This is a genomic window from Claveliimonas bilis (genome assembly GCF_020892095.1).
Taxonomy (GTDB): domain Bacteria; phylum Bacillota; class Clostridia; order Lachnospirales; family Lachnospiraceae; genus Claveliimonas; species Claveliimonas bilis.
In genome coordinates, this window is the sequence record NZ_AP024845.1 from 1,939,462 (window position 1) to 1,963,744 (window position 24,283).

At 46.2% G+C, this 24,283-nt stretch carries 28 protein-coding genes; all 28 read left to right on the plus strand.

Translation table 11 applies throughout. The features are described from left to right. Nucleotides 1–10: 10 nt before the first annotated feature. Nucleotides 11–202, plus strand: coding sequence for a PspC domain-containing protein (locus EUBC25_RS09480; protein ID WP_230105249.1), 192 nt, complete (start codon nt 11–13; stop codon nt 200–202). Between the two features lie 87 nt (nt 203–289). Then, entirely contained in the window at nt 290–484 is a 195-nt protein-coding gene (locus EUBC25_RS09485) for a small, acid-soluble spore protein, alpha/beta type (protein WP_230105250.1), read from the plus strand. A gap of 113 nt (nt 485–597) precedes the next feature. Further along, nucleotides 598–1,296 carry a WecB/TagA/CpsF family glycosyltransferase gene (locus tag EUBC25_RS09490; RefSeq protein ID WP_230105251.1) on the plus strand — a complete coding sequence of 233 codons (699 nt, stop codon included), beginning with the start codon at nt 598–600 and terminating at the stop codon, nt 1,294–1,296. 208 nt (nt 1,297–1,504) lie between these two features. Continuing rightward, a complete protein-coding gene (locus EUBC25_RS09495; protein WP_230105252.1) occupies nt 1,505–2,593 on the plus strand; it encodes a PucR family transcriptional regulator in 1,089 nt (362 codons plus the stop codon). A gap of 16 nt (nt 2,594–2,609) precedes the next feature. After that, nucleotides 2,610–3,296: a cell division ATP-binding protein FtsE gene (gene ftsE / locus EUBC25_RS09500; RefSeq protein WP_230105253.1), complete on the plus strand. Its 687-nt coding sequence runs from the start codon at nt 2,610–2,612 to the stop codon at nt 3,294–3,296. After that, nucleotides 3,286–4,194, plus strand: a complete 909-nt coding sequence (gene ftsX, locus EUBC25_RS09505; RefSeq protein WP_230105254.1) for a permease-like cell division protein FtsX — start codon at nt 3,286–3,288, stop codon at nt 4,192–4,194. Before ftsE ends, ftsX begins: the two co-directional genes overlap by 11 nt. A 139-nt stretch (nt 4,195–4,333) precedes the next feature. Then, entirely contained in the window at nt 4,334–5,476 is a 1,143-nt protein-coding gene (locus tag EUBC25_RS09510) for a murein hydrolase activator EnvC family protein (protein ID WP_230105255.1), read from the plus strand. 30 nt (nt 5,477–5,506) lie between these two features. Beyond that, a complete protein-coding gene (locus EUBC25_RS09515) occupies nt 5,507–6,667 on the plus strand; it encodes a S41 family peptidase (protein WP_230105256.1) in 1,161 nt (386 codons plus the stop codon). A 72-nt stretch (nt 6,668–6,739) separates the two neighbouring features. Further along, entirely contained in the window at nt 6,740–8,032 is a 1,293-nt protein-coding gene (locus EUBC25_RS09520) for a dihydroorotase (protein WP_230105257.1), read from the plus strand. Then, a complete protein-coding gene (gene pyrF, locus EUBC25_RS09525; protein WP_230105258.1) occupies nt 8,025–8,951 on the plus strand; it encodes an orotidine-5'-phosphate decarboxylase in 927 nt (308 codons plus the stop codon). The genes EUBC25_RS09520 and pyrF overlap by 8 nt, the downstream gene beginning before the upstream one ends. A 67-nt stretch (nt 8,952–9,018) precedes the next feature. Further along, nucleotides 9,019–9,801: a dihydroorotate dehydrogenase electron transfer subunit gene (locus EUBC25_RS09530; protein ID WP_230105259.1), complete on the plus strand. Its 783-nt coding sequence runs from the start codon at nt 9,019–9,021 to the stop codon at nt 9,799–9,801. Further along, the gene (locus EUBC25_RS09535) at nt 9,801–10,706 is read left to right on the plus strand and encodes a dihydroorotate dehydrogenase (protein ID WP_230105260.1); all 906 of its coding nucleotides are present in this window, start codon (nt 9,801–9,803) and stop codon (nt 10,704–10,706) included. The genes EUBC25_RS09530 and EUBC25_RS09535 overlap by 1 nt, the downstream gene beginning before the upstream one ends. Before the next feature lie 124 nt (nt 10,707–10,830). After that, entirely contained in the window at nt 10,831–11,496 is a 666-nt protein-coding gene (locus tag EUBC25_RS14870; protein WP_304999990.1) for a GntR family transcriptional regulator, read from the plus strand. Next, nucleotides 11,493–12,140: a GntR family transcriptional regulator gene (locus EUBC25_RS09550; RefSeq protein ID WP_230105261.1), complete on the plus strand. Its 648-nt coding sequence runs from the start codon at nt 11,493–11,495 to the stop codon at nt 12,138–12,140. The genes EUBC25_RS14870 and EUBC25_RS09550 overlap by 4 nt, the downstream gene beginning before the upstream one ends. A 210-nt stretch (nt 12,141–12,350) precedes the next feature. Continuing rightward, nucleotides 12,351–13,619, plus strand: a complete 1,269-nt coding sequence (locus EUBC25_RS09555) for an SLC13 family permease (protein ID WP_230105262.1) — start codon at nt 12,351–12,353, stop codon at nt 13,617–13,619. Nucleotides 13,620–13,741: 122 nt separating this feature from the next. Then, on the plus strand, nt 13,742–14,641 hold the full coding sequence (gene ttdA, locus EUBC25_RS09560) for a L(+)-tartrate dehydratase subunit alpha (protein ID WP_230105263.1): 900 nt from the start codon (nt 13,742–13,744) through the stop codon (nt 14,639–14,641). Then, complete coding sequence (ttdB, locus tag EUBC25_RS09565) at nt 14,641–15,258, plus strand: L(+)-tartrate dehydratase subunit beta (protein WP_230105264.1); 618 nt, start codon at nt 14,641–14,643, stop codon at nt 15,256–15,258. Before ttdA ends, ttdB begins: the two co-directional genes overlap by 1 nt. A 206-nt stretch (nt 15,259–15,464) precedes the next feature. Beyond that, nucleotides 15,465–16,529 carry an aromatic acid exporter family protein gene (locus EUBC25_RS09570; RefSeq protein WP_230105265.1) on the plus strand — a complete coding sequence of 355 codons (1,065 nt, stop codon included), beginning with the start codon at nt 15,465–15,467 and terminating at the stop codon, nt 16,527–16,529. A gap of 103 nt (nt 16,530–16,632) precedes the next feature. Continuing rightward, a complete protein-coding gene (locus EUBC25_RS09575) occupies nt 16,633–16,788 on the plus strand; it encodes a hypothetical protein (protein ID WP_230105266.1) in 156 nt (51 codons plus the stop codon). Nucleotides 16,789–16,958: 170 nt separating this feature from the next. Further along, on the plus strand, nt 16,959–17,639 hold the full coding sequence (gene pyrE / locus EUBC25_RS09580; RefSeq protein WP_230105267.1) for an orotate phosphoribosyltransferase: 681 nt from the start codon (nt 16,959–16,961) through the stop codon (nt 17,637–17,639). Nucleotides 17,640–17,654: 15 nt separating this feature from the next. Beyond that, nucleotides 17,655–17,807 (plus strand): hypothetical protein, encoded by a 153-nt coding sequence (locus EUBC25_RS09585; protein ID WP_230105268.1) that lies wholly within the window; start codon nt 17,655–17,657, stop codon nt 17,805–17,807. 21 nt (nt 17,808–17,828) lie between these two features. Continuing rightward, nucleotides 17,829–18,311, plus strand: a complete 483-nt coding sequence (locus EUBC25_RS09590) for a VanZ family protein (protein WP_230105269.1) — start codon at nt 17,829–17,831, stop codon at nt 18,309–18,311. Beyond that, on the plus strand, nt 18,277–18,675 hold the full coding sequence (locus tag EUBC25_RS09595) for a DUF6142 family protein (protein ID WP_230105270.1): 399 nt from the start codon (nt 18,277–18,279) through the stop codon (nt 18,673–18,675). Before EUBC25_RS09590 ends, EUBC25_RS09595 begins: the two co-directional genes overlap by 35 nt. Next, on the plus strand, nt 18,676–20,724 hold the full coding sequence (locus tag EUBC25_RS09600; protein WP_230105271.1) for an aminopeptidase: 2,049 nt from the start codon (nt 18,676–18,678) through the stop codon (nt 20,722–20,724). A gap of 50 nt (nt 20,725–20,774) precedes the next feature. After that, entirely contained in the window at nt 20,775–21,287 is a 513-nt protein-coding gene (gene purE / locus EUBC25_RS09605; RefSeq protein ID WP_230105272.1) for a 5-(carboxyamino)imidazole ribonucleotide mutase, read from the plus strand. A gap of 15 nt (nt 21,288–21,302) precedes the next feature. After that, nucleotides 21,303–22,328, plus strand: a complete 1,026-nt coding sequence (purM, locus tag EUBC25_RS09610; RefSeq protein WP_230105273.1) for a phosphoribosylformylglycinamidine cyclo-ligase — start codon at nt 21,303–21,305, stop codon at nt 22,326–22,328. After that, the gene (purN, locus tag EUBC25_RS09615; RefSeq protein WP_230105274.1) at nt 22,322–22,948 is read left to right on the plus strand and encodes a phosphoribosylglycinamide formyltransferase; all 627 of its coding nucleotides are present in this window, start codon (nt 22,322–22,324) and stop codon (nt 22,946–22,948) included. Before purM ends, purN begins: the two co-directional genes overlap by 7 nt. A 10-nt stretch (nt 22,949–22,958) precedes the next feature. Beyond that, nucleotides 22,959–24,233, plus strand: a complete 1,275-nt coding sequence (purD, locus tag EUBC25_RS09620; RefSeq protein WP_230105275.1) for a phosphoribosylamine--glycine ligase — start codon at nt 22,959–22,961, stop codon at nt 24,231–24,233. The last annotated feature ends 50 nt before the right edge of the window (nt 24,234–24,283 follow it).

The window sequence follows — 24,283 nt, forward strand, 5'->3', positions numbered from 1 at the left end:
AGGAGTGTATATGGAATCAAAAAGATTATACAGATCAAGAAGAGAACGTCTGGTCTGCGGAGTATGCGGAGGAGTGGCAGAATATTTTAATATCGATCCGACGATAGTAAGGCTTGCTTTCCTTTTGTTTGTTTTCTGCGCCGGAAGCGGAGTGCTGGCATATATCATTGCGGCGATCGTTATGCCGGACGACCCTAATTAAGGACCGGAGCAGTCAGGAATAAATCGGTTTTGGCTGTATAAAATCCTGCATCATGTTAATACTTGCATATAGGAAAGGGGTATCAGCATGAGCAGGAAAAAAGAAAAACCGATCGTATTAAGCGAACTGACAAAAGAAGAAAAAATGAAATACGAAATAGCGGAAGAGCTTGGTCTGCTGGACAAAGTCATGGAGCAGGGGTGGAAATCCCTCTCTTCAAAAGAGACGGGACGCATCGGAGGTCTGATCAACAAAAAGAAAAAAGAACAGGGAATACGCTGAAGGCTGAACTGTAACAAAAGTATTACGAAGTATGAATATTTGGTGTCAAAGGTTGAAAAGGAAAAGTCGTTTTGCTATAATCGAACAGCTAGAAGGAATAGCGGGTGATTGTAATGAACGAAAAGATTCAAGTGCTGAATATTGGAATTGATGACTGTACAGCCAAAGAAGCCATGAAGCAGACAGTAGAATATATGGGTACAGAGCCTGTCAGCGTGATAGAGCTTGTTACGGTGGATACTGTAATGTATGCCTCGGAGGAACCGAAGCTTCGGGAGAGCATTGAGTGTGTGGATCTTGTGCTGCCGGGAGAGAAGGAGATTCTGGAAGGGGCAGATATAACAGAGAAACGGCATCTTCAGGAAGTGGAGCAGCGCACATATCTTAGAATGTTTCTGCGCTATCTTCACAAAAACCACTTCAGAGTATTTCTTTTGGTGGAGACAGAGGAGGAGGCGGAAGCCTTCTATCAATACCTGGAGGAGAGATACAGCGGGATACAGGTGGCGGGAATGGCGAAAGTATCGCCTACCGATTCGGCGGATGACCTTGTTGTAAATGCCGTAAACGGTGCAGAGACAGACTGTGTGATCGCAGCTCTTTCTGCGCCGGCAGAGCAGGAATTTATTGTAAGAAACAGAAGTATTCTGAATGCAAGAGTCTGGCTTGGGATCGGAAAGGGTGAAAACCCCATTTACCGCAGTCGGAGCCGTATGCAGAAAATGGTGCAGTTTATCAACCACAAAATTTTTAAACGCGAGATTGAAAAAAAGCGGAAAAAAGAAATGGAAACGGCTGTGAATGCCCATTGAGAGCGCACGTGATTTTGTATAGTATGTATATGCCGAAAATCAGGAAAATACCGGGAGAAAATTGAGGAAATTAACAAAAATTTGTGATTTCCTCTTTCTTTTTTTGTGGATTTATATTAGTATAAAAAAAGTAATATGTATAAATGGGTAAATGTGCAGAAAATACATTGTGGAAAATGCATATTGAAATTAGTGGAGGAGATAGAATATGATATCTAATCAAATACTACAAAATACCATCGATGGATTAAAGGGAATTACCCGGATTGATCTTTGCGTGATGGACACGGATGGCAAATCTCTTGCAAGCACATTTGCCGAACAGGAGAATTATGAGGCGTCTGTGCTGTCTTTTGTAGATTCACCGGCAGACAGCCAGGTTATACAGGGATATCAGTTTTTCAAAATTTTTGATGAACATCAGCTGGAATATATCCTTTTGGCTAACGGCGGCAGCGATGATGTGTATATGGTTGGAAAGATTGCGGCATTCCAGATACAGAATCTTCTGATCGCATACAAGGAGCGGTTCGACAAAGACAATTTTATCAAGAACCTGCTGCTTGACAATCTGCTTCTGGTAGATATTTACAATCGTGCAAAGAAATTACATATTGACACTGAAGTGAGACGTGTTATCTTTATAGTGGAGACTGCCCATGAAAAAGACAGCAGTATGGTGGATCATGTCCGCAGTCTGCTGGGAAATAAGTCCAAAGATTTTGTCACGGCAGTTGATGAAAAGGATATTATTATTGTAAAAGAACTGAGTTCTTCCGATGGGCACGCGGAGCTGGAAAAAATGGCGGAATCCATATTGGAGCTTCTTCAGGGAGAGGGAGAAGAGGATATACGGATCGCATACGGCACCATAGTAGGAGATATTAAAGAAGTTTCGAAATCCTATAAAGAGGCTAAGCTCGCTCTGGATGTGGGAAAAATCTTTTTTGACGACAGAAAAGTGATTGCTTACAGCACTCTGGGAATCGGACGTCTGATCTATCAGCTCCCAATTCCGTTGTGTAAAATGTTTATCCGCGAGATTTTTGAGGGGAAATCCCCGGACGAATTTGATGAGGAAACACTGACGACGATCAATAAGTTCTTTGAGAACAGTCTGAATGTGTCAGAGACATCAAGACAGCTTTACATCCATCGTAATACACTCGTTTACCGTCTGGATAAACTCCAGAAAAGTACGGGGCTTGATCTTCGTGTGTTTGAGGATGCCATCACATTTAAGATTGCACTGATGGTAGTCAAGTATATGAAATACATGGAGTCATTGGAGTATTGATAATTAGGAGGAAAGTATGATTGAATTAAATGAGGTAACGAAAGAATACTCAAAAGGGGTTGCTGCTCTGAACGGCGTAAACCTGAAAGTCGATCAGGGTGAATTTGTCTTTATCGTAGGCGACAGCGGTTCCGGAAAATCGACGCTGATCCGTTTGATCATGAAGGAACTGGAGCCGACTTCCGGTACGATCGTTGTAAACGGTCAGAACCTGGAAAGGCTGAAACACAGACAGATTCCCATGTACCGCAGAGGGCTTGGGGTTGTGTTTCAGGATTTCCGTCTTTTAAAGGACCGGAATATATATGAAAATATCGCTTTTGCTCAGCGTGTTGTAGAGACACCTACCAGGATCATCAAGAAAAAGGTTCCTGCTGCGCTGTCTCTGGTTGGTCTTGCACAGAAGTATAAATCCTATCCAAAGGAGTTGTCCGGAGGAGAGCAGCAGAGAGTGGCCATTGCGAGAGCTATTGTCAATGAGCCGGCTATTCTTCTGGCGGACGAGCCGACAGGAAACCTGGACCCGACTAATTCATGGGAGATCATGAAGCTTCTGGAAGAAGCGAATGACAGGGGTACGACCGTTTTGGTAGTTACGCATAATCAGGAAATTGTAAACGAGATGAAGAAACGTGTCGTTACAATGAAAAAGGGTGTCATTGTCAGCGACGAGCAAAAAGGTGGGTATAGAAATGAGGATTAGTACAGTCGGATATTCGACGAAACAGGGATTTAAAAATATTGGCCGAAATAAGATGTTTTCCATTGCGTCCATTGCTACAATGGCAGCGTGTATCTTTGTGTTCGGTCTGTTTTTTGCGATCGTAATGAATTTTAATTATATTGTACAGAAGGCCGAAGAGGGTGTGGCCATTACAGTATTTTTTGAAGAGGATATCACAGAAGACCAGATAGACGAGATTGGAGAGCAGCTGGCAGGCTGTGAAGGGGTCCATGATGTGGAATATGTGTCCGCAGATCAGGCATGGGAATCTTTCCAGAGCGAGTATTTCGGAGAAGATTCCTCACTTGCAGAAGGATTTAAGGATGATAATCCGCTGGCAAATTCCAACAATTACTCCGTGTATATGGAAGATGTTACCAAACAGGACGACGTAGTAGCTTTTGCGGAAGGTCTGGATGGGGTACGTAAGGTAAATAAATCGGACGTAGTGGCGGATACGCTGGGCAGCGTTAACAGACTCATTACCTATGTTTCCATTGCGATCATTGCTATTCTGCTTGCAGTGTCGATCTTCCTGATCAACAATACGGTAACCATGGGTATTACCGTGCGGCGGGAGGAGATCGCAATCATGAAATATATTGGAGCGAAGGACGGATTTGTCCGGGCGCCGTTTGTTATAGAGGGTCTTGTTATCGGTATCATTGGGGCGTTGATACCTTTGGTAATGTTATATTTTATGTATGACAAGGCAGTTTCATACATCCTTCAGAGATTTAATTTATTAAATAATATTCTGGATTTCCTTCCGGTAACAGAAGTATACCGTACTCTTCTTCCGGTGGGATTGGCTCTCGGTGTTGGAATCGGTTTCCTGGGAAGCTTCTTTACAATCCGTAAGCATTTGAAAGTATAAGCAATGAAAGTAAGGATATAGAAGGGAAAATTTCCTGTTATACTGGAAAAACCAAAAAAAATGTGCTATGATAAAAAATAGCAGGAAAAAACCCGTAAGGGAGTAGAAACAAGGGGTTAAAAGTAAAGGGAGAGAAGAAATGCAAAAAAAGAGATTAGTCAGTGTGCTGTTAGTCGGGGCGCTTACATTCGGAAGTGCAGTGCAGGTAAAGGCAGATGATCTCCAGGATGCACAGAATCAGGCCAGTGAGCTGCAGGATAAGAAGGCAGCGGCGCAGGCAGAGAAGGATAATCTTGCTGCACAGCTGGAAAAGATCGTGGATGATATGGATAAGACCAAATCAGACATTGAGAAAAAACAGGAAGAGATCGCTGCAAAGACAGATGAACTCATCGCTGCTCAGATTGATGAGAATAACCAGTATAACAGCATGAAACTCCGGATCCAGTACATGTATGAGAACGGAAACGGTCAATTTCTGGAAACACTGCTGGAATCAAAGAGTATTGCGGAATTTTTAAGTAATGCAGAGTATATTGCACAGATTTCTGAATATGATAGAAATATGCTGGTGGAATTTCAGGATATTGTTACAGAGGTAGAGGATCAGAAGAAAGACCTGGAAGAAGAAAACAAGAAACTGGAAGAAATGCAGACCAGTCTTCAGGAACAACAGACGGAGATGGAAAGTCTGATCGAAAGCAAGAGCGAAGAGATCAGCAGCTTAAGCAGTGAGCTTGGCGAAGTAAATGAAAAGATCGCTTCGTTGAAAGCAGAAGCGGAACGTCAGGCAAGGATGCAGCAGGAAGCACAGGCAGCGGCGTCCGGCAGCTCTGGAGGAACAAGCGGTGGCGGCGGTACAACCGTTACTCCTGCACCGCCTTACACCGGAGGTGGCAGCGGCAGACTTCAGAATCCGTGTCCATCCGCATATATCAGCAGTGAGTTTGGAGGCAGGGCGTCACCGGGAGGTATCGGAAGTACGAACCATAAGGGACGCGACTATGCGGCAAGTACGGGAAGTCCGATTTACGCGGCGGCATCCGGATCGGTAATCGAAGTGGGATATAACGGTGCAAGAGGTAATTACGTGATCATCAATCACGGCGATCTTGCTACATTGTATCAGCACTGCAGCCGTATTCTGGTAAGTTCCGGTCAGTCTGTAAGTACAGGACAGAACATTGCGTTGGTAGGCTCGACAGGAGCGTCTACCGGACCGCATCTTCATTTTGAGGTGTGGGTAAACCGTACGCCGGTTGATCCGAGACTTTATTTGTAGACAGGAACATAAAAGGTTGGTTTTTGTTGTATGAAACATAAAAAAAGTTTTTTTAAGGGGGCGCTTTTTGGCGCCCTCGTTGTATTATTAGGAATAAGTGCGGTTTCCTGCAGCCTCGGGAAAGCTGGGAATGCAGCGGAAGCAGACAGTGATAAAATGGAGCTTTTGAATGCTCTGATCGATGAGTATTATACGGGAGAGGTAGATGAGGAGAAGCTGGAAACAGGCATTTATAAGGGCTATATAGAAGGACTGGAAGATCCTTATTCTGCTTATTATGATCAAGACGAGACAGCAAAAATGACAGAAATGACAACAGGGGAATTTGGCGGGATCGGGGTGGTAGTTACTCAGGATAAGGAGACACAGACGATCCGGGTTATGCAGGTATACGAAGATTCCCCGGCTGATAATGCAGGTATAAAAGAAGGCGATATCTTTTACAAAATAGAGGGGGAAGATATCACCGGGCAGGATATCAATGCGGTTGTGAAAAAAATCAAAGGAGAGATTGGTACAACTGTTCAGCTGACTATGCTGCGAGGGGATAACAGGGAAGAGAAAGAGTTTGCTGTTAAAAGAGACACCATAGTAGAGCAGACGGTTGAAAGTAAGATGGCAGAAGAGGGGATCGGTTATATCCGCATCACAGAATTTGCTTCTGTTACTTACGATCAGTATAAAGAGGCGATGGATTCGCTGGAAGAGCAGGGTATGGAGAGACTGATCGTGGATCTTAGAAATAATCCGGGAGGGAATCTGAAGACTGTATGTCAGATTCTGGATCTGATGCTGCCGGAAGGACTGATCGTCTATACAGAGGATAAGAATGGAGAGAAAGAGGAATATACTTCTGATGCAGAGCATGTCTTTGAAAAGCCGCTTGTTGTCCTGATGAATGGAAACAGCGCCAGCGCTTCGGAAATATTCGGAGGGGCTATTCAGGATTACGGCACAGGGGAGATCGTAGGAACACAGTCTTACGGAAAAGGCCTGGTCCAGCAGATTTTCGACCTGCAGGACGGAACAAGCGTGAAACTGACGATTGCGGAATATTTTACTCCTAAAGGACGAAATATAAACGGAACAGGGATTGCACCGGATGTTGAGATTGAATATGTGTACGATGAGAATAATCCCGACAGAGACAATCAACTTGAAAAGGCGATAGAGACAGTGAAAAATATTTAGTCATTCCATTTCCACCGGGCATATGTTAAACTAATCATAAGTATGTAGTTTTTTAGAAAGGATAGGAAATCTATGACAATCTTAATCAAAGAGGGGCGTGTCCTGGATCCGGAAACAAAGAGGGATGAAATCTGTGATGTATTGATCGATGGTGACAGAATTACCAGAGTAGACAGCGGGATAGAGACAGAAGCAGAGCGGGTCATCAATGCAAAGGGGTGTTACGTCATGCCGGGGTTTATCGATCTGCATGTACATTTCAGAGATCCGGGGCTGGAGTATAAGGAAACGTTGACGACAGGAGGCCGGGCGGCGGTAAAAGGCGGCGTGACTACTGTGTGTGCTATGCCCAACACAAAACCGGTGATCGATAACGGCGTAAAGGTAAAAGAAGTGATGGAGCGCGCCAAGAGGGAATCTCTTACCAATGTGATCCAGCTTGGCGCTGTCACAGTCGGTCAGGAGGGAAAAGAACTGGCAGATATCCGGGGAATGGCGAAAAACGGCTGCCACGCCATCAGCGAGGATGGAAAATCCGTTATGAACGCATCCCTGTACCGAAAAGGGATGAACCTGGCAAAAGAAGAAGGCCTTGCTGTCTTTGCACACTGTGAGGATATCACCATGGTGGAAGGCGGCGTGATGAATGCCGATAAAAAGGCGGAGAAACTGGGGCTGAAAGGCATCACCAACGCTGTGGAGGATGTGATCGTGGCAAGGGATATCCTGCTGGCTAAGGAGACAGGCGTGCGCCTTCATCTCTGCCATTGTTCTACCAAGGACAGTATTAAAATGCTGGGGCTTGCAAAAGAGGAAGGGCTGGATGTTACAGGAGAGGTATGCCCGCATCATTTTATTTTGTCAACAGATGATATTACGAAAGATGACGGAAACTATAAGATGAATCCTCCTCTTCGCAGCAAAGAAGATGTGGAAGCTATCAAAGAAGGATTAAGGAATGGTACGGTGGATGTGATCGCAACGGATCACGCTCCCCATGCGGAGGCGGAAAAAAACCGTTCCATGAAGCTGGCTGCATTTGGTATTGTAGGACTTGAGACTTCAGCGGCTCTTACGTACACAGAACTTGTAGAAACAGGAATTATTACCCCTATGCAGATGGCGGAAAAAATGAGCTGGAATCCGGCGAAGATACTGGGACTTCATGACCGGGGATCCGTGTCGGAAGGAAAGATTGCGGATGTCGTGATCTTTGATCCGGAAAAAGAATATACGATCGATAAAAATACATTTTTGTCAAAAGGAAAGAATACGCCGTTTCACGGGCGCAAGGTAAAAGGCGAGGTTGTTTGTACCATTGCCGGTGGAAGAATCGTATACGAAGGAGGAAAAATCATTGATTAATGAATTGGTAAGAAAAATAAAAGAAACAGGAGCGCCTATTGTAGTAGGCTTGGATCCCATGCTTGGATATATTCCGGAACAGGTGAAAACAAAAGCTTTCGTGGAATTTGGCGAGACGCTGGAAGGCGCTGCAGAGGCGATCTGGCAGTTTAACAAAGAGATCGTGGACAAGACATGGGATCTTATTCCGGCTGTAAAGCCGCAGATTGCCATGTATGAACAGTTCGGTATTCCGGGACTGATGGCTTTTAAAAAGACAGTAGATTACTGCAAAGAAAAAGGTCTGGTAGTCATTGGAGATATTAAGCGGGGAGATATCGGCTCCACTTCCGCGGCTTATGCAACAGGGCATATCGGAAAGGTTGAGGTGGGCAGCAAGACTTATGCGCCCTTTGACGAGGATTTTGTAACGGTCAATCCTTATCTTGGCTCTGACGGAGTAAAGCCTTTTATCGATGTATGCAAAAAAGAGCAGAAGGGACTTTTTATCCTGGTGAAGACTTCCAATCCTTCCAGCGGTGAGTTCCAGGACCGTCTCATCGACGGGCGCCCGCTGTATGAACTGGTAGGCGAAAAGGTAAATGAGTGGGGACAGGAATGTATGGGATGTTCCTACAGCTACATTGGCGCTGTTGTAGGCGCAACTTATCCTGAAATGGGAAAAGTCCTTCGTAAGATCATGCCGAAGGCTTACATCCTTGTTCCAGGATATGGCGCACAGGGAGGCCAGGGAAAAGATCTTGTACATTTCTTCAACGAGGATGGACTTGGTGCGATCGTTAATTCCTCCAGAGGCATCATAGCAGCTTATAAGCAGGAAAAATATGCTTCCTTTGGTCCGGAAGCGTTTGGAGACGCATCCAGGGCGGCAGTAGAAGATATGATCGCCGACATCAGGGGCGCACTGGAGAACCGTTAGGAACCGAAAGGTGTATTGTGCTGACGGTCAAAAATCAAAGCTGATAAAAAGCAGGAGAAAAGAGAAAATGACAAAGAAAAAAGAACAGGTCCAGGTGATATCGCAGGCTTCTTTGGCAGATGGGATCTTCAGCATGTGGATCCGTACAGAGGCGGCAAAAAGCGCAAGGCCGGGACAGTTTATTTCCATGTATACAAGTGACGGGACGAAGCTGCTTCCCCGTCCCATCAGTATCTGTGAGATTGATAAAGAAAAATCCGCTCTGCGGGTGGTATACCGCGTGACCGGAGAGCATACCGGGACAGAACAGTTCTCACAGATGCAGGCAGGAGAACAGCTGTCCATTATCGGTCCCCTTGGCAATGGATTTCCCCTTGAGAGAGCAAAAGGGAAAAGAGTATTTCTTATGGGCGGAGGAATCGGAGTTCCGCCGATCCTGGAGCTGGCAAAGCAGATGAGCTGTGAAAAGAAGCAGATCATTGTAGGTTACAGAGACAGGCAGACTTTCCTGAAGGAAGAGTTTGAAGCATGCGGCGAAGTCTATATTTCTACAGAAGACGGAAGCGTGGGAACCAGGGGAAACGTGATGAATGTAGTGGAGGAAAAGGCACTGGAAGCGGATGTGATCTATGCCTGCGGCCCCACACCTATGCTGAGAGCCATTAAAAACTATGCGGAAGAAAAGGGTATTGAGTGTTATATCTCTCTGGAAGAGAGAATGGCCTGCGGTATCGGCGCCTGCCTTGGCTGTGTGTGCCGAACCAAAGAAAAGGATGCCCACAGTAACGTCAATAACAAAAGGGTCTGCAAAGACGGGCCGGTATTCTTATCGACGGAGGTGGAGTTATAATGGCTGATACAAGAGTAACCATTGCAGGAGTGGAATGGAAAAATCCGGTTACTGTGGCCTCCGGAACATTCGGATCCGGGGAAGAATTTGCTGATTTTGTAGACTTGAATAAGTTAGGAGCAGTGACGACTAAGGGCGTTGCCAACGTGCCGTGGACAGGAAATCCCACGCCAAGGGTGGCGGAAGTATATGGAGGCATGTTAAATGCCATTGGTCTGCAGAATCCGGGGATTGAATTGTTCTGCAAAAGAGATATTCCTTATCTCAAGCAGTATGATACAAAGATCATTGTCAATGTGTGCGGCCACGCACCTGAAGAATATCTGGCTGTTGTAGAGCGTCTTGCCGATGAGCCGGCAGATATGCTGGAAATTAATATTTCCTGTCCCAACGTTAATGCCGGATTTCTGGCGTTCGGACAGGATGCCCGCCATGTGGAAGAGCTGACAGCTCAAATTAAGAACATTGCAAAACAGCCCATTATTATGAAGCTGACGCCCAATGTAACCGATATTACAGAGATTGCAAAAGCGGCAGAGGCAGGAGGCGCTGACGCCGTTTCTCTCATTAATACCCTGACAGGAATGAAGATTGATGTTCATAAGCGTGCCTTTGCCCTGGCTAATAAAACAGGAGGCATGTCCGGTCCGGCGGTACATCCCGTTGCCGTGCGCATGGTTTATCAGGCATCCCATGCAGTAAAGATCCCGGTGATCGGAATGGGAGGCATCCAGAGCGCAGAGGATGCCATAGAATTTATTCTGGCAGGCGCATCGGCGGTGTCGGTAGGAACGGCAAACTTCCATAATCCGGCTGTTACCATGGAAGTGATCGATGGAATTGAAAAATATATGGAACGATATGGATTTGCGACAGTAGAAGAGATGGTCGGAATCGTGGAATAAGTTTATGAAAAAGGCGATGGGGCTGTCGGTTAATACCGTTTGCCCCTAATATGTCACGGTGTATTGGATACAATATTAGATATCTGATGCGGAGGGGCAGAAACAAGTAGACAAGGGGAAGGGTATGAAAACATTAAGAAATATTCAGACAAAGGACCGGATTGCGCAGTCCATTCGGGATGAAATATTAAGCGGGCATATGAAGCCAGGTGAGGAACTGGCGCAGGAGGCGCTGGCAGAGATGCTGGGAGTATCCCGGATGCCTGTGCGGGAAGCTCTGCAAACGTTGGTGCAGGATGGATTCGCCAGAAGGATGCCGAATCGGCATATTCAGGCAGTGGTTCTTGACAGTCAGCAGATCCATGCTGTATTTTGGATCGCAGGAACCATAGAGGCAGAGCTCGTGGCGTTGATACTGGAAAAACAGAGAAAGGACGGGGAGAATGTGACCTCGGATCTGTCCGGTATAGGCAGAGAACTAAGAAAGATCCTGCAGTTTATGGAAGAAGTATCTGACCCGGATCATAAGATCCAATATGAAATGGAATTTCACGAATGTCTGATCCATATGGCAGATAATCCCTATCTGGAACAACTGCAGAACAAAGTCATGGACGGGTATGTGTCCTATGCGATAAGTAATCTGACGGAAAAGGGGCAGGTGCTGCATATGCTCCAGGAGGCAGCAGAGGCGGTGGAAAAGAGGGATGCCGGGGCAGCAGGCGCAGCGCTGAAGGAATATTATATGTACTATGCAGACAGATTCACAGAAAGGTGGAGGCGGCAATGAGAAACATGAAGAAGATCCAGTTGCTCCCGGCCAGAGAACAGGTGGCTTCCGCGCTCCGGGAGGCAATTCTGAAGAGGGAGATGAAGGAGGGAGAGGAGCTGACCCTGGAGGGAACGGCACAGGCTCTGGGGGTATCTAGTACACCGGTCCGCGAGGCGTTCCAGATTCTGGCATCCGACGGCCTGATACGCCTCAGACCCAACAAAGGGGCCATCGTCTTGGGAGTGAACGAGAAGACGATCCGGGATCACTACGAGACCAGGGCACTCTTGGAGAGCGAGGCGGCGGCACGGGCCAGCAGGCCGGGAACAGATATTTCTGATATCGTATACGCCTATGAGACCACGGAGAAGGCACTGGATGAGAATGATTTCGGCACATACAGTGACGGGAACCAGGCATTTCATATGGCAATCTGGACTGCGGCGGACAACGAGAAGATGAAGTCCTTTCTCTCATCGCTTTGGAACGGGCTTTCCATGGGACATAAGGTGACAGAGGAGGATTATGCCAAGATATCCATGTACGAGCACCGCCGGATCCTGGAGGCCATTAAGGCTAATGATGAGCAGAAGGCGCGGAGCAGGATGTACGATCATATTATCCGTAGCATGGAGAATATCCTGACGAGATTTTCCGTATAGTACAAAAAAGAAGGAAACAGAAAATGATACAGAGCAGGGCAGTGGCTGCAGTCATTGTTCTGCTCTGTCTGTTTTGCACAAAAAAACAACTCTGTTTTCATGGAAAAGCACGAAAAGTGAAAAAAGTGTTGACGTGAGGGCTGTTTCATATTATTGTTTAATCAAGAAATGGATACATTATCAAATATCAACGATAAGGAGGAATGAGAGATGGATCCAATGATAATCACACTGATTCTGCTGGCGTTTGCGATCGTCATGTTCGTGCTGGAGAAGATACCGCTTGCACTTACTTCCATGATCGTCTGTATTGCGCTGGTGGTAACGGGCGTGCTCTCCATCGAGGAGGCATTTGAGGGGTTTATCGATACAAACGTGATCCTGTTCGTGGCGATGTTTATTGTAGGAGGAGCGCTCTTTGAGACAGGTATGGCAAACAAACTGGGAGGTATCGTAACGAAGTTTGCCAAGACTGAGAGACAGCTGATCGTTACGATCATGGTCGTGGTAGGTGCGATGTCCGGATTCCTGTCAAACACAGGGACCGCAGCCGTGTTGATACCGGTAGTGATCGGAATCGCCGCAAAGTCCGGCTATTCCCGGTCGAAGCTGCTGATGCCGCTCGTATTTGCGGCGGCCATGGGTGGCAATATTTCCCTCATCGGAGCGCCAGGCAATCTGATTGCACAGGCGGCGCTGCAGGACATAGGACTGAACTTCGCGTTCTTTGATTACGGCAAGATCGGCCTCCCCATGCTGGTCGCGGGTATCCTGTTCTTTGCTACTATCGGGTATAAGCTTTTGCCGGATAAGCCCAGCGTGAAGACAGAGACTACATTTGACGAGGAAGTGGATTACAGCAATGTACCGGCCTGGAAGCAGTATCTGGCACTGGTCATCCTGGTGCTCACCATCCTGGCTATGATCTTCGAAGATGTCATCGGGATCAACCTGGCTATTTCAGGAGGTATCGGAGCGATCCTGCTGATCCTGACCGGGGTTATCTCCGAGAAACAGGCCATCAGGTCAATCGATATGCAGACCATCTTCCTGTTCGGAGGGACTCTGTCGCTGGCAAAGGCACTTGAGGTCACTGGAGCAGGAGAGAAGATAGCGGAGGTAGTTATTGGTATGATCGGAGATAACGCCTCTCCGTTTCTATTGCTGGTCGTGGTATTTGTCCTTGCCTGCGTGATGACCAATTTCATGTCCAATACAGCTACAACAGCGCTCCTGGTGCCTATCAGTATCTCGATCGCTCAGGGAATGGGAGCCGACCCCAGTGCGGTAGTGATGGCAACGGTCATTGGAGGCTCCTGCGCATATGCTACCCCCATTGGAATGCCGGCTAACACCATGGTACTGGCTCCCGGGGGATATAAGTTTACAGACTATGTAAAAGCGGGGTTGCCGTTGATTCTGGTCTCCACAGTAGTAAGCCTTATTCTTCTGCCTGTCTTTTTCCCATTCTATCCGTAAAATGTAGAGTACATAAAAAAGGGTGAAGAGGGCTTCGGGATAACATGAACGGAAGATGTATGAAAGCGGCATAAGTGCCGAGTCTTAGAAAATGAGAAGAAATGAAAAGGAGGAAGTTAAAAATGAGTAAGGAGCAGTCAGTAAAGAAAATGACGGACGTTATGGCAAAATTCGTCGCCTATACAGGGAAAGTCCTTCCCGATGACGTTCGTACCAAGCTGGCAGAGCTGAGGGAAAAGGAGACAGGTGAACTGGCGAAGACCATTTATGACGCCATGTTTAAGAACCAGGAGCTGGCGAAGACACTGGACCGTCCCAGCTGCCAGGATACCGGAGTGCTGCAGTTCTTCGTAAAATGCGGCGTAAACTTTCCGCTGATCGGGGAAGTAGAAGCTCTCCTGAAAGAAGCGGTGATCCAGGCGACTATTGATGCGCCGCTCCGCCACAACAGTGTAGAGACATTTGATGAATATAATACCGGGAAAAACGTGGGCAAAGGAACGCCCACTGTATTCTGGGAGATTGTGCCGGACAATGATCAGTGTGTTATCGACACTTACATGGCTGGCGGCGGATGTACTCTTCCGGGAAAAGCCATGGTACTGATGCCCGGGGAAGGTTATGAGGGAGTGACAAAATTTGTGATGGATGTCATGACAAGCTATGGACTGAATGCATGTCCGCCTTTGCTTGTAGGCGTGGGAGTGGCCACATCTGTTGAGACTGCCGCTCTCCTTTCCAAGAAGGCGCTCATGCGTCCTCTGGGAACGCATAATCCCAACGCCCGCGCCGCTGAGATGGAGAAGCTGCTGGAGGACGGGATCAATGCAATTGGCCTGGGTCCTCAGGGAATGTCCGGAAACTATTCCGTCATGGGTGTACATATCGAGAATACGGCGAGACATCCTTCCACTATCGGTGTAGCTGTTAATGTAGGATGCTGGTCACACAGAAGAGGACATATTGAGTTTGATAAGGACCTGAATTATACGATCACTTCTCATAAGGAGGTAGAATTATAATGGCAAAGAAAATACTTACAACACCTATCAAAGCAGAGGATTTAGAGGATATCCATATCGGAGATATCATTTATCTGAACGGACATATTACCACATGCCGTGATGTAGCCCATAGACGTCTGATCGAAGGAGGAAGAAAACTGCCTGTGAATCTGGAGGGAGGCGCTATCTTCCATGCGGGGCCTATCGTCCGCCCGGTAAAAGGGGAGGAAGACAAGTATGAGATGGTATCTGTAGGACCTACGACCAGTATGCGAATGGAAAAATTTGAGTATGAGTTCATCCGCGAAACAGGCGTGAAACTGATTGTCGGGAAAGGAGGAATGAAAGAAGGAACCATGAAGGGCTGCAAGGAATTCAAAGCACTGCACTGTGTATTCCCAGCGGGATGCGCAGTAGTCGCAGCGGCGACAGTAGAAGAGATCGAGGATGCCAACTGGAAGGATCTTGGTATGCCGGAGACGCTGTGGACCTGCAGAGTGCAAGAATTCGGGCCGTTGATCGTGTCCATTGACACCCACGGGGGAAACCTGTTCGAGGAGAATAAGGTTATCTTCAACGAGAAAAAGGATAAAGCCGTTGAAGAAATCTGTAAACATGTAAGCTTTATCAAATAACGCGGGGATAGAGAAGTTTTAGACCCTGTGAAGCAGATCAGCAAACAGCAGACAGCTGAAAGCCAAACCTAAATTTTTGCCAATGAGCCATACAAAGAGTTTCTGCTATGATCTTTGTATGGCTTTTCTGTCTTTTGAGCTGTAAAAGGAAAGAGATATTTAATTTATCAAACAGATCGGATAATTATAAGGAAAGGAAGAATGATGTGGACAGAAAAAAGGAGTGGAAAAAAATATTGCTCCGGGCAGTGAAGATAGCGGTGGGGAGCAGCGCAGCCATCTATATTGCAGAGCGGATGGGACTTGAGTATGCTGCATCGGCGGGAGGTATTGCGCTGCTTACTCTTGTGACGACAAAATGGGAAACAGTAAAACTATCTGTGTACAGACTGCTTTCTTTCTTTTTCACTGTTTTGTTGGCAGAGCTTACAATCGGGCAGATGAAAAGTGAGTGGATCGCCTACGGCATCTTTATGTTTGTAGTCATGACAGTCTGTCATGCGCTGGGATGGCAAGCCACCATGTCTGTAAATTCGGTAATAGGAACTCATTTTCTTATGACAAAAGATTTCGGATATTACTTTGTTATAAATGAGTTTCTACTTGTTGTAATTGGTATCGCCATCGCTTTTATCCTCAACCTGTTCTATGACTATAAAAATCAGAAAAACGGGTTGATCAACAGTATGCGGGACACGGAGAACCGTCTGCAGAAAATCCTCGGGAGCTTGGCAGCATATCTCGCTGGAAAGGATATACAGGTAAATGTATGGGAGGAAATCAGGTTGCTGGAGTGTGATCTGGATATGTTTATCCGGGATGCGTGTGAGTATCAGGACAATACTTTTCACTCCTATCCGGGATATTATATAGATTACTTTGAGATGCGTATGAAACAGGTGGGTATCCTTCACAACCTTCATTATGAGATTAAGAAGATTCGGGAAATTCCCCGGCAGGCCATGATCATTGCGGAATATATTCTTTATCTGACTCCTTTCGTGGTAGAGGTTAATTTTCCGGACGAGCAAATTAGCAGACTGGAAAGAATCTTCAGTGAGATGAAGAAGGAACCGCTTCCCGTGACTCGGGAGGAATTTGAGGGAAGGGCAGTGTTGTATCATATCCTGATGGATCTTGAAGAGTTTCTGATTTTTAAGAAGCAGTTTGTAGAAGGACTGGATGACAAACAAATGGAACGGTACTGGAACCAAAAGAAAGAGGAGTGGTGCAGGAGTGAATCAAGGCTGAAAAAATGGATCAGAAAATAGTCGTATATTATATCCAATGCAAGGCGCGAGAAAAACAAAAAAATGCATAAAAAGATGAGAAAGAATTTGTGAAATAGTTAGAATTGACAAAATGAGAATGATAATGCATAAGGTTATGATTTTCCAGGTACTGAATGTATTCATGACGAGAAAATACGAGCTGAACAAAGACGGATCCTGCCGGGAACATTTAAGGCAGGTAGAGCATGAAAACGTATTTTCACAGCTTAAAAACTTAGGAAGAAATAAAATATATTAAGAAACTTTACCGGAGACTGTTGGAAGATATGGCAGTCTCCTTTTTACTGTTTTCAAAATAAAAGGATTTATAAAATTGGTATTGTGTCACTTCCTGAATTGAAAATATTTATAGGGTATGGTAAAATTGTAAAGAATTTGAACCCTATAAATGCGGAGGTTTTAAGAAAGATGGAAAGCTACAAACAGGAATTTATACAGTTTATGGTAGAAAGTCAGGTGCTCAAATTCGGAGATTTCACATTGAAGAGCGGAAGGAAGTCCCCGTTTTTTATGAATGCAGGCGCCTATGTAACCGGTTCACAGTTAAAGAAGCTTGGTGAATATTATGCGAAAGCGATCCATGACAGGTATGGTGATGATTTTGACGTACTGTTCGGACCTGCTTACAAGGGAATCCCGCTGGGAGTTGTGACAGCGATCGCATACAGTGAACTGTATGGAAAAGAAGTGCGTTACTGCTCCGACCGTAAGGAAGAGAAGGATCACGGCGCTGATAAGGGAAGCTTCCTTGGCAGCAGTTTGAAAGACGGCGACAGAGTCATCATGATCGAGGATGTGACAACATCCGGTAAATCCATGGAGGAGACAGTACCGAAAGTCAGAGGAGCGGCAGATGTGACTATTGTGGGTCTTATGGTGTCTCTGGACCGTATGGAAGTAGGGAAAGGCGGCAAAAAGCGCGCTCTCGAAGAGATTAAGGATCTGTACGGATTTGACACGGCAGCGATCGTTACCATGGACGAGGTGGTAGAATGCCTGTATAATCAGGAGTGCAACGGAGAAGTTATTATTGACGATGCGTTAAAAGCGGCGATCGATGCATACTATGAAACCTACGGAGTAAAATAAACAGGAGGGATTTTTATGAGTGAAAAGGCATACAAAGCAATGGGAAGCGCCGGGGCTGGAAGTATTGTTATCGGCGTGATCATGATCGTTGTCGGTGTTGCAGCCGGCGTAATTTCCATCGTAAGCGGCGCTCGCCTTCTGAAGGAAAAGAATGGATTGATTTTTTAAAAAGTGTCAGAAGGTGAAGGATTGAGTCATAAAAAAAACAGGCGGCTGCGTATATTTGGAAAAATCCTATTTATTCTGTATATTGCATTTATTGTATATTTTCTTCTGTTTTCAGATCTCTATGGAAGGACGGGGGTAAGGACACAGTATAGTTACAACCTCGTCCTTTTTAAGGAAATAAAGAGATTCTGGCAATATCGGGAACAGCTGGGATTTTATGCAGTTGCATCTAATCTGCTGGGAAATGTCCTGATTTTTGTTCCGTTTGGCTTTTTTCTGCCTATGGCCAGTACATACAGAAATTTTTTCTCGGCAGTTTTTTACAGTTTCAGTTTGAGTTTATGCGTGGAGACATTCCAGCTTCTTACTATGGTAGGAAGTTTTGATGTGGATGATCTGCTTTTAAATACAGTAGGAGGCGCAGCAGGGTACCTTGTATTTGTTGTCTGCGCAGCGATAAGGAGAAGGCATGTTTCTAAGAAGTCTGAAAGAAGCCGCGGATGACAGGGCGGAAGAGCGAAAAAAAAGAAAGATAGAAAAAGAAAAAATGAAAAGGAGAAGCCGGAAATACGGGCAGGCGCAGCTGAAACATTCCCGCCGGGGAATAAAGTCCTGTTTTTTAGCTGTATGCGCCCTCTTTATTCTTGTTTTGATCTTTTCAGTTTCTTACATAACCAGAGGAGATGTAGGCATCCTGATAGGGCTTTGCGGAATCCTTGTGGTCGTCCTTGCGGTATCTGGATTAAAGGCCGGAATACAGGGACTGAAAGAACGGGAAAAAAATTATATTACCTGTAAAGTGGGGATTGCACTGAATGGAGTCTTTCTTCTGGGTATGGCTGGAATTTTTGTAAGGGGGCTTTTTTAGATGATTGAAGAGCGATATCAACTTGTGATGGAGAGAATTTCGCAGATTCCGGGTGAAAATACGGCGGCGGAAAAGTTTCGCCCGTATTTTCGGAAGACTGCGGAATTTATTCTTTTATTGGATCGGTTAAAAGAAAATATAGATTCCGGAGCATACAGGAAACTGTCTCTGGAAGATCTGGAGCAGTGGAATCAAAAGCTGTATGAGGATATTCTGCCGGAACATTATGAGACAAGCTATGCGAATCCGGCTTATGCACAAGAGAAGCTGGGAGAGGAGTACGGACAGATATTAAGTTTCCTCTATACGGAACTTCGAGGGGGAATCGTCTGGGTGTTTGAGCAGCACACAGAATATCTGGATATTCTGTATGAGCTTTTTGTGGAGATTTATAACTGCTTTGAGGATGAGGGATCTCCGGATGAAGGCGAGCTGAAGAAAATTATTTACTGGTATGCCAGCGACTACTGCGATGTGTTTGTGGCGGACCGGATTCTTGAGCAGATCGATCCGTCGGAACGGTTTGCGGTAGATATCATAGAGAACAGCGATCTTTCCGATTACAGATATCTTTACTATTTCGGAGAATATATCAGCGAAAATGAGATCCGTACAGCAAAGCATCTTATGTCCCTCCCGGAAGAAAAGATTCAGAAAATGGCGGATGTGTACACGGAAGGTTACCGGATCGGTTTTGTCAATACCGGAAAAGACCTGTCCAAGAAGAGTACAGTGAATATCCGCTATGTGCTGGGATTTGAACGTGTGATAAAAGCGGCGATAGAAAATTTTGCAAAGATGGGACTAAGGCCGATCGTCTACCGGGCTGCTGTCAGTGGGCTGACAAAGCGGGGAACGGCGAAAGTAGGTTACTGTGGAGGCAATCCTAATAAGCAGTATGATTACGACCACAGAAATGATCAGGGCCTGTTTTTGAATAAACGTTTTACAGAGCGGAAATTAGAAGTGATAAAGACGGTCTATGAAAGGCATAAGGATCTGGCAGCAGGTCTGGCGGGACCGGCTGTCATGGAAACCTTCGGAGAAAAGCCTTTTAGCCCGGAGCCGAAAGAGGAAGCCATATCTCTGACAGAGAAGCAGGAGGAGCAGCAGCTTTTATTTGACTCCAGATCAGGCCAGCTGACCAATCAGTATATCAAAGGAGAGGAGAGAAGCTTTACGATTATTGCTTATCCTGTTCCGGAGATCGGGGAGAAATATGAAGAGATCTTCGACGAGGTTGTGAAGATCAATACCCTGGACGCGAAACTTTATACAAAAGTACAGCAGACGATCATAGACGCTCTCGACCAGGGAAAATACGTCCGGGTGATCGGAGGAAACGGGAACCGGACAGACATGAAGGTGCAGCTTTTCCCGCTTAAGGATCCGGAAAGAGAAACGATCTTTGAAAACTGTGTGGCTGATGTAAATATTCCGGTGGGAGAAGTATTCACCTCTCCTGTATTGGAAGGAACAGAAGGAACGCTCCATGTCAGCAGGGTATACTTGAATGAACTGCAGTATCAGGATCTGGAACTTACCTTTGCTGATGGAATGGTCACAGGTTACCGGTGCGGCAACTTTGAAAATGAGGAGGAGGGAAAAAAATATATCCACGATAATATCCTCCATAAACATCCGTCCCTTCCTCTGGGAGAGTTTGCCATTGGAACAAACACGACTGCCTATGCAGCGGCAAAGAAATATAAAATCGAGGATAAGCTGCCGATTCTGATCGCGGAGAAGATGGGACCTCATTTTGCGGTGGGAGATACCTGCTACAGCTGGAGCGAGGATATTAAGGTCTATAACCCTAACGGCAAAGAGATCATGGCAAGAGATAATTCCGTGTCTGTAAAAAGAAAAGAGGATGTGTCCAAGGCATATTTTCACTGTCATACTGATATTACCATCCCCTATGAAGAACTGGAGAAAATTGCTGTTGTGACCGGGGACGGCAGGGAGATTGTTATTTTGGAACAGGGCGAATTTGTCCTCCCGGGCACAGAGATTTTAAATGAACCATTGAAAAATACGAATAAATAAGCTATTATTTATCTGCAAAGCTTATAAATAAGTGAGAAAGGATGAAAACTATGCCAAAAGTAGGAATTGTAATGGGAAGCGACTCTGACATGAAGGTCATGAGCAAGGCTGCTGACATGTTGGAAAAACTGGGAATTGAGTATGAAATGACGATCATCTCTGCCCACAGAGAACCGGATGTATTTTTTGAATATGCAAAATCAGCGGAAGAAAAGGATTATAAAGTCATTATCGCAGGCGCGGGAATGGCTGCACACCTTCCGGGAATGTGCGCAGCAATTTTCCCAATGCCGGTTATCGGCGTGCCTATGTCCGGAAAGAATCTGGATGGACAGGACGCACTTTACTCTATCGTACAGATGCCGCCGGGAATCCCGGTTGCAACAGTTGCCATCGATGGAGGAATGAACGCAGCTATCCTTGCAGCCAGAATCCTTGCAACTTCCGATCCCAAGCTTCTTAAGAGACTGAAAGCCTATACTCAGGAAATGAAGGAAACTGTTCAGGCAAAGGCAAAGAAGCTGGATGAACTTGGCTATAAAGAATACATGAAGCAGATGTAATAAAGGAGATACGGTATGGATTATAAAAATGCTGGTGTAGATATTGAAGCAGGTTACAAGTCAGTGGAACTGATGAAAGAACATGTGAAAAAGACAATGCGTCCGGAAGTTCTGGGCGGCCTGGGAGGATTTTCAGGGGCATTTTCTTTAAGTAAGATCAAAGACATGGAAGAACCGGTTTTACTGTCCGGAACAGACGGATGCGGAACAAAAGTAAAGCTTGCCATGATCCTGGACAAACACGATACGATCGGTATTGACGCTGTTGCAATGTGTGTCAATGATATTGCGTGCGCAGGCGGAGAGCCGCTGTTTTTCCTGGATTATATTGCCTGCGGTAAGAACTACCCGGAGAAGATCGCAAGTATTGTGAGCGGCGTGGCAGAAGGATGCCTTCAGTCAGAGGCTGCTTTAGTGGGCGGCGAGACAGCGGAGCATCCGGGACTTATGCCGGAGGATGAGTACGATCTGGCCGGATTTGCAGTAGGTGTCTGCGATAAAAAAGATATGATCACCGGAGAGGATCTGAAAGAAGGAGATGTCCTCATCGGAATGGCATCTACCGGTGTGCACAGCAATGGATTTTCCCTTGTGCGCAAGGTGTTTGAAATGACGAAAGAGTCTTTGGAGACTTATTATGAAGAACTGGGAACTACACTTGGAGAAGCTCTCTTAGCGCCTACAAGAATTTATGTAAAAGCGCTGAAAAATGTGAAGAATGCCGGCGTGAAGATCAAAGCATGCAGCCACATTACAGGCGGCGGATTCTATGAGAATGTTCCGAGAATGTTAAGCGAACACACCCATGCCGTTATTGAGAAGGACAGCTATCCGGTCCCGCCTGTTTTCGGCATGCTGGCAAGAGAAGGCCAGGTGGAAGAAAAGATGATGTACAATACTTTTAATATGGGAATCGGAATGATAGTAGCAGTAGACGCGGGGGATGTGGACAAAGCCATGGAAGCAATGCGTCAGGCTGGAGATACGCCTTATGTGATCGGACAGATCAAAGCGGGAGAAAAAGGAGTTACTTTATGTTAAAAGTTGCAGTGCTTGTTTCCGGAGGGGGTACCAATCTGCAGGCTGTTCTGGACGCGATAGATGCGGGCAGGATCACGAATGCCGGCGTGTGCGGCGTTATCAGCAACAACAAAAATGCCTATGCCCTGAAACGTGCGGAAGATCACGGTATACCGGCACAGTGCATTTCTCCGAAGGATTATGAGACAAGAGAAGAGTTTAACGAGAAGTTTTTGGAGGCAGTGGATGCCCTGACGCCGGATCTGATCGTACTGGCGGGATTTCTTGTGGTGATCCCGGCAAAAATGATCGAGAGATACCGGAACCGGATCATCAATATCCATCCCTCATTGATCCCTTCTTTTTGCGGAACCGGCTTTTACGGACTGAAGGTGCATGAAGCGGCTCTTGCAAGAGGAGTCAAAGTGACAGGAGCAACGGTGCATTTCGTAGATGAGGGGACAGATACCGGGCCCATCATTTTGCAGAAGGCTGTAGAAGTGGAGGCAGATGATACCCCGGAGAAGCTCCAGAGACGTGTGATGGAGCAGGCAGAGTGGAAGATCCTTCCCCAAGCCATTGATCTGATTGCAAACAACCGGATCACAGTGGAAGGAAATCAGGTGAAGATCAGCAGGTAGGAGGAAGCCAATGAAGGTATTAATTGTAGGAAGCGGAGGAAGAGAACATGCCATCGCATACTGCGTGGCAAAGAGCAGTAAAGTGGATGAGATCTACTGCACGCCGGGAAATGCGGGAATTGCAGAGTATGCGGTATGCGAACCCATCGGCCCTATGGAATTTGATAAGATCACAGCATTTGCAAAAGAAAAGAAGATCGACCTTGTCATTGTAGGTATGGATGATCCGCTGGTGGGCGGTCTGGTGGATGAACTGGAAGCAGCTGGTATCCGGGCGTTCGGACCAAAGAAAAATGCAGCGATCCTGGAAGGATCCAAAGCTTTTTCCAAAGATCTGATGAAAAAGTATCATATTCCTACTGCGGCTTATGAAAATTTTGACGATGCGGATGAGGCAATTCATTATCTGGAAACAGAAGCGAAGTTTCCGATCGTTTTGAAGGCGGACGGGCTTGCCCTTGGAAAAGGCGTGCTGATCTGCAATACGCTGGAGGAAGCAAAAGAGGGCGTAAAGACCATTATGCTGGATAAAAAATTCGGCGCTTCCGGAAATACAATGGTGATCGAAGAGTTTATGACCGGCCGTGAGGTGTCCGTGCTGTCCTTTGTGGATGGAAATACCATCCGCACAATGACAAGCGCTCAGGATCACAAAAGAGCGGGAGACGGCGATACTGGACTGAACACCGGAGGAATGGGAACTTTCTCTCCAAGTCCTTTCTATACAAGAGAAGTGGAAGAATTTTGTGAGAAGTATATCTATCAGGCTACCGTAGACGCCATGAAGGCAGAAGGCCGTCCTTTCAAGGGAGTAATCTTCTTTGGACTGATGCTGACAGAGGACGGACCGAAAGTATTGGAATACAATGCCCGTTTCGGGGATCCGGAGGCACAGGTGGTGCTGCCCCGTATGAAAAATGACATCATTGAAGTAGTGGAAGCATGTATTGACGGCACTTTGGATCAGATCGATCTGCAGTTTGAGGATAATGCCGCTGTATGTGTTGTCCTTGCATCAGACGGCTATCCGCTGGCTTATGAGAAAGGGCTTCCGATCCACGGACTTGATGAGTTTAAGAAGCATGAGGGATATTACTGCTTCCATGCAGGCACAAAATTTGACGGCGATCAGATTGTGACAAGCGGCGGACGTGTGCTTGGCATAACAGCGAAGGGAAAAGACCTGAAGGAAGCAAGAGCCAATGCCTATGCGGCTACCGAGTGGGTGTCATTTGACAACAAATATATGCGCCATGATATTGGAAAAGCCATAGACGAGGCGTAAAAAGACGGATTTTTGCATGTCCCCGCACCGACTGTCTGTTTGAAACAGGG

What these genes read in the sequence shown, in the direction of transcription:
- ftsE (WP_230105253.1), top strand. Translation starts at nt 2,610, where the DNA reads ATGATTGAATTAAATGAGGTAACGAAAGAATACTCAAAAGGGGTTGCT.
- EUBC25_RS09495 (WP_230105252.1), top strand. Translation starts at nt 1,505, where the DNA reads ATGATATCTAATCAAATACTACAAAATACCATCGATGGATTAAAGGGA.
- EUBC25_RS09575 (WP_230105266.1), top strand. Translation starts at nt 16,633, where the DNA reads ATGCATAAGGTTATGATTTTCCAGGTACTGAATGTATTCATGACGAGA.
- EUBC25_RS09600 (WP_230105271.1), top strand. Translation starts at nt 18,676, where the DNA reads ATGATTGAAGAGCGATATCAACTTGTGATGGAGAGAATTTCGCAGATT.
- EUBC25_RS09520 (WP_230105257.1), top strand. Translation starts at nt 6,740, where the DNA reads ATGACAATCTTAATCAAAGAGGGGCGTGTCCTGGATCCGGAAACAAAG.
- EUBC25_RS09515 (WP_230105256.1), top strand. Translation starts at nt 5,507, where the DNA reads ATGAAACATAAAAAAAGTTTTTTTAAGGGGGCGCTTTTTGGCGCCCTC.
- purD (WP_230105275.1), top strand. Translation starts at nt 22,959, where the DNA reads ATGAAGGTATTAATTGTAGGAAGCGGAGGAAGAGAACATGCCATCGCA.
- ftsX (WP_230105254.1), top strand. Translation starts at nt 3,286, where the DNA reads ATGAGGATTAGTACAGTCGGATATTCGACGAAACAGGGATTTAAAAAT.
- purM (WP_230105273.1), top strand. Translation starts at nt 21,303, where the DNA reads ATGGATTATAAAAATGCTGGTGTAGATATTGAAGCAGGTTACAAGTCA.
- ttdB (WP_230105264.1), top strand. Translation starts at nt 14,641, where the DNA reads ATGGCAAAGAAAATACTTACAACACCTATCAAAGCAGAGGATTTAGAG.
- EUBC25_RS09585 (WP_230105268.1), top strand. Translation starts at nt 17,655, where the DNA reads ATGAGTGAAAAGGCATACAAAGCAATGGGAAGCGCCGGGGCTGGAAGT.
- purE (WP_230105272.1), top strand. Translation starts at nt 20,775, where the DNA reads ATGCCAAAAGTAGGAATTGTAATGGGAAGCGACTCTGACATGAAGGTC.
- EUBC25_RS09535 (WP_230105260.1), top strand. Translation starts at nt 9,801, where the DNA reads ATGGCTGATACAAGAGTAACCATTGCAGGAGTGGAATGGAAAAATCCG.
- EUBC25_RS09595 (WP_230105270.1), top strand. Translation starts at nt 18,277, where the DNA reads ATGTTTCTAAGAAGTCTGAAAGAAGCCGCGGATGACAGGGCGGAAGAG.
- EUBC25_RS09490 (WP_230105251.1), top strand. Translation starts at nt 598, where the DNA reads ATGAACGAAAAGATTCAAGTGCTGAATATTGGAATTGATGACTGTACA.
- EUBC25_RS09550 (WP_230105261.1), top strand. Translation starts at nt 11,493, where the DNA reads ATGAGAAACATGAAGAAGATCCAGTTGCTCCCGGCCAGAGAACAGGTG.
- EUBC25_RS09530 (WP_230105259.1), top strand. Translation starts at nt 9,019, where the DNA reads ATGACAAAGAAAAAAGAACAGGTCCAGGTGATATCGCAGGCTTCTTTG.
- EUBC25_RS09480 (WP_230105249.1), top strand. Translation starts at nt 11, where the DNA reads ATGGAATCAAAAAGATTATACAGATCAAGAAGAGAACGTCTGGTCTGC.
- EUBC25_RS09510 (WP_230105255.1), top strand. Translation starts at nt 4,334, where the DNA reads ATGCAAAAAAAGAGATTAGTCAGTGTGCTGTTAGTCGGGGCGCTTACA.
- EUBC25_RS14870 (WP_304999990.1), top strand. Translation starts at nt 10,831, where the DNA reads ATGAAAACATTAAGAAATATTCAGACAAAGGACCGGATTGCGCAGTCC.
- pyrE (WP_230105267.1), top strand. Translation starts at nt 16,959, where the DNA reads ATGGAAAGCTACAAACAGGAATTTATACAGTTTATGGTAGAAAGTCAG.
- purN (WP_230105274.1), top strand. Translation starts at nt 22,322, where the DNA reads ATGTTAAAAGTTGCAGTGCTTGTTTCCGGAGGGGGTACCAATCTGCAG.
- EUBC25_RS09555 (WP_230105262.1), top strand. Translation starts at nt 12,351, where the DNA reads ATGGATCCAATGATAATCACACTGATTCTGCTGGCGTTTGCGATCGTC.
- ttdA (WP_230105263.1), top strand. Translation starts at nt 13,742, where the DNA reads ATGAGTAAGGAGCAGTCAGTAAAGAAAATGACGGACGTTATGGCAAAA.
- EUBC25_RS09485 (WP_230105250.1), top strand. Translation starts at nt 290, where the DNA reads ATGAGCAGGAAAAAAGAAAAACCGATCGTATTAAGCGAACTGACAAAA.